7 protein-coding genes are annotated in these 3,625 nt (G+C 70.1%); all 7 read left to right on the top strand.

Going from position 1 to position 3,625, the window contains the following annotated elements; all coding sequences use genetic code 11:
* The first annotated feature begins 112 nt into the window (after nt 1–112).
* Nucleotides 113–988 (top strand): phosphoadenosine phosphosulfate reductase domain-containing protein, encoded by an 876-nt coding sequence (locus ACWEK3_RS42135; protein ID WP_453252242.1) that lies wholly within the window; start codon nt 113–115, stop codon nt 986–988.
* Between the two features lie 36 nt (nt 989–1,024).
* On the top strand, nt 1,025–1,651 hold the full coding sequence (locus tag ACWEK3_RS42130; protein WP_453252241.1) for a hypothetical protein: 627 nt from the start codon (nt 1,025–1,027) through the stop codon (nt 1,649–1,651).
* A gap of 96 nt (nt 1,652–1,747) precedes the next feature.
* Entirely contained in the window at nt 1,748–1,915 is a 168-nt protein-coding gene (locus tag ACWEK3_RS42125) for a hypothetical protein (protein WP_453252240.1), read from the top strand.
* A 92-nt stretch (nt 1,916–2,007) separates the two neighbouring features.
* Nucleotides 2,008–2,196, top strand: a complete 189-nt coding sequence (locus ACWEK3_RS42120; protein ID WP_453252239.1) for a hypothetical protein — start codon at nt 2,008–2,010, stop codon at nt 2,194–2,196.
* Between the two features lie 132 nt (nt 2,197–2,328).
* A complete protein-coding gene (locus ACWEK3_RS42115) occupies nt 2,329–2,613 on the top strand; it encodes a hypothetical protein (RefSeq protein WP_453252238.1) in 285 nt (94 codons plus the stop codon).
* Between the two features lie 84 nt (nt 2,614–2,697).
* Nucleotides 2,698–3,069, top strand: a complete 372-nt coding sequence (locus ACWEK3_RS42110) for a hypothetical protein (RefSeq protein WP_453252237.1) — start codon at nt 2,698–2,700, stop codon at nt 3,067–3,069.
* Nucleotides 3,070–3,129: 60 nt separating this feature from the next.
* Nucleotides 3,130–3,522 carry a hypothetical protein gene (locus ACWEK3_RS42105; protein WP_453252236.1) on the top strand — a complete coding sequence of 131 codons (393 nt, stop codon included), beginning with the start codon at nt 3,130–3,132 and terminating at the stop codon, nt 3,520–3,522.
* Nucleotides 3,523–3,625: the final 103 nt, after the last annotated feature.

Genomic DNA, 3,625 nt, shown 5'->3' with positions numbered 1-3,625 from the left:
CTCGACGCGTACTACGAGGCCCATATGGACCTGATCGCCGAGCGCCCCGCGTTCACCCGCGGTGACCTCATCCCGCGGGCGCGGCCCCCACCAACCAGGAAGGAAACACCCCGTGCAGACAGCCCTCTTCGAGACGCCCCCGCCCCCCACGCCCGACCTCGCCGACGCCGACCTCATCCTGGCGAACTCCAGTGCGGGCAAGGACAGCCAGGCCATGCTTCATCACCTCGTCCAACTCGCCGACGTCGCCGGCGTGCTGGACCGCCTGCAGGTCGTGCACTGCGACCTCGGTGACGTTGAATGGCCGGGCACGGTCGAGCTGGCCGCCGCGCAGGCCCGCCACTACGACCTGCCCTTCCATGTACGACAGCGCACCCAAGGCGACCTGCTCACGCAGATCGCCGAGCGACACCACAAGCTGCGCGCCAGGGGCGACACCACCACTCCCGCCTGGCCGTCGGCGGGAGCCCGCTACTGCACCAGCGACCAAAAACGCGGCCCGGTCCGTGTCCTGATCACCGAGCTGGTCGCGCAGCTCGGCCTGGAGCGGCCCGCCCGCATCGTCAACTGCCTCGGCCTGCGCGCAGCGGAGTCAGCCGCCCGCGCCCGCCGCGCGGACGTCACCACGGATGAAGCTGCCTCCAGCGGGCGGCGCACCATCACCACCTGGCTGCCGATTCTGCGCTGGACCGACCGGGACGTTTGGCAGGCCATCGGGGATGCCGGAACCCCCTACCACCCGGCGTACGACTCGGGCATGAAGCGCCTGTCCTGCAGCTTCTGCGTCCTCGCCGACGAGGACAGCCTTGTGACGGCCGCCCGCCTGCGCCCTCAGCTCGCCGAACGGTACCTGGCCCTGGAACAGCAGCTGGGCCACACCTTCAAGCACGGCCTGTCCATGGCCGAGATCGTCGCCCGCGCCCGCGAACTGGGGCCGCTGCCGCTGCGCGCCGACGGCTCGGCGCTGCGCATGGCACTGGCCGCCTGACCACTGCGTTGTTCTACGTCCCTCGAGGAGGCTTCGTTGAGCAGTCTCATCCTGCAGCCCGTCACGCCGGCCGCGCGGACCCTCGCGCCCCCGCTGGTGATCGGCATCAGCCCGTCGCTGGCGTGCACGGGCATCGCCGGTGACGGCTGGGCCGATGCGCTGCGCTGCACGGGCCGTGGGCATCACCGGCTGCGGTGGCTGCGCGGAGAGATCCGGCAGCGCACCCGCGCGGCCGACCTGGTGGTCATCGAGGGCGCGGCGTATGGGCGGGGCGGGCAGGCCGGGCATCACGAGGCGGGCCTGTGGTGGATCCTCACCCACGACCTGTGGGAGCGGCGCATCCCGTACGCGGTGGCCGACCCGCGCTCGCGGACGATCTACGCAACCGGCAGCGCCGACCCGGCCGAGGACGATCCGCAGGCCAAGCGGGCCCGCATCGCCAAAGGCGTGGTGCGTAACGCGGTCGCCGAGCGGTACGGCCTCCCATGCGAGGGGCCGGGCCCCTACGGCAAGGCGGGCGCGTTCGTCCTCGCCGCGATGGGCTTGCACTGGGCGGGCTGGCCGCTGGCGGTGGTGCCGGACTCGCATCGGCGGGCGCTGGACGCGGTGCCGTGGCCCGAGCGAACGGCGAGGTTGCAGCGTCCTGACCTGCATTTTTTTTGAGAAAAGTCGTTGACCCCCGCCGAAACAGCACTAAAATAAGAGGAGCAGCGGGAAGGGAAAGGGTCCCCCCGCCGACAACAGGATAGGGAGCGCGCCATGGGCGGGCAGGCTGAGTCGAAGGCGTCTTGCGGGCTGGCCGGCAGCTGGGAGCTGACGGTTCGCTACGGCGACGATCACACGGTCGCTGAACTGCGGTGCTTCGGCACGCTCATCAGCGTCACGACGCTCGACGAGAACGGTGTGGTCACGGTCAAGGAAGCGTGACGGCTGGCGATGGGTGGCGGCTGGCGCCGCCGCCCATCGCTGCGTGTGCCACAACTCTCAACCGCACCAACAGAATGTAGAGGGAGACGACGATGCGTCGTTACAACGTCGGAGACACCGTCGAACACGGCCAGACCGGGGACTGTGGGACTGTCCGCGAGGTGAAGACCACCTGGAAGCGTCAGGCCAGCGGGAACACCAGTGCCGTCCACAAGTTCGTTGTCGATTGGGACAACGGACCGCAGGGCCAGCTGTGCGGTGTTCGAACCTTCGCGAAGTAGGAAACCGGCAGGGGTGGTGAGCGGTCCGGCCCGCAGGCCGGGCCGCTCACCGTGTGTGCCACAACACTCAACCAGTTCTATGACACGCCGGGGCGCCCGCCCCGACCAATCGGCCTCTTGGAGGAGCCCGTGATGCCCAAGCAGATCCTCAGCCAGTTCGCCGACTGCCTCGGTGAGGACGAGGACAGCACCACCGCCACTGTCGGCAACAGCCTCTACGTCCGCTACGGCAACGACCCGCTCATCCTCAAGATCACCTGCGCGCTCGGGGCGGCGCTCGGCGAGCTGGCGGTCTCGTTCCAGCTCATTCACCCCGAGTGCGGCCCGATCGACACGGCCAGCCTCGTCCTGACCCGTTCCGGGGGCTTCACCCCCGCCCTGGAGCAGCTGGCCGCGTACCGCGCCATCTGGTTCTGACCCTGTCCGCGACCGGCCACCCACCCGCACAGGTGGGCGGCCGGTCACGCGCCCGCACGACCAACGGCCTTCTTGGAGGAAGCCTTGAACACGACCGCACTCACCGACCCGCTCGCCGCCCCCTACCGCCTCACCACCGGCGCGATCGCCGAACGTCTCGCCAACGTCCTGGAGGGCCCGCACCTGCAGGCCCTGCTCGCCGAGCGGTTCGGCCTGACCGTCGAGGCCGCCGGCCAGGCCGTGGTCACCGTCGACAAGACCCTGACCGCGACCTGGCGCACGGCCAACTACGGCCAGCCGTACGGCACGTGGATCGCCTGCATGCCCGAGGCAATCCTCAAGTGTGTCGTGGAGATGGCCGCCCGCGCCGAGGGTGACGAGTTCTCCACCGGCCATGCGCTGCACGTCGGCCGCCAGCTGCTCACCGAACTCTCCCTGCAGCTCCGCCCGTTCTGACCGCCCCCGGGGGGCCGCCACCGCGGCGGCCCCCGCTCTCATCCGATTGCGAGAACAGTCATGAGCCAAACCATTCGCGGTGTCCGTCTCGACGTCGACGGCACCCTCACCGACGTGCAGCTGCCCGTCGACAGCACGGGCCTGGTGGAGGCGCTGCGCGGGCAGGTCGACGGCTGGGTGGAGATCGCCCACTACGCCCGCCCCGACGGCAAGCGCCGACTGTCGGTGGCCGTCGACGCCGACGGCAAGGCCCGCAAGCAGGAGAACCTGTACGTCACCTCGCTGATCAACGGCATCTACTGCAAGCAGCTGCCGTACTGCTTCTACGGGCCGGTCGTCCTGCTGGGGGCGCTGGACGACTCCCGCCACCACACCGACATACCCGAGAAGCTGTGCGAGGTCCTGCCGCAGGTCGTGGACGCCCTCAAGTCCCGCTACAGCCACTCCGCCTGACCGACCACCGGCGGCCTGATCGTCGCCTGCGACGGGGCCAACAGCCGGGTGCGCCAGTTGCACGGCGACCACTTCGCCACCCGCCTGGAAGTCGGCCGCAACC

It is taken from the genome of Streptomyces sp. NPDC004721, assembly GCF_053601495.1.
The sequence above is the reverse complement of the archived record's forward strand: the minus strand, read 5'-3'. Positions and strand labels throughout refer to the sequence as shown.

What these genes read in the sequence shown, in the direction of transcription:
- ACWEK3_RS42105 (WP_453252236.1), top strand. Translation starts at nt 3,130, where the DNA reads ATGAGCCAAACCATTCGCGGTGTCCGTCTCGACGTCGACGGCACCCTC.
- ACWEK3_RS42115 (WP_453252238.1), top strand. Translation starts at nt 2,329, where the DNA reads ATGCCCAAGCAGATCCTCAGCCAGTTCGCCGACTGCCTCGGTGAGGAC.
- ACWEK3_RS42120 (WP_453252239.1), top strand. Translation starts at nt 2,008, where the DNA reads ATGCGTCGTTACAACGTCGGAGACACCGTCGAACACGGCCAGACCGGG.
- ACWEK3_RS42125 (WP_453252240.1), top strand. Translation starts at nt 1,748, where the DNA reads ATGGGCGGGCAGGCTGAGTCGAAGGCGTCTTGCGGGCTGGCCGGCAGC.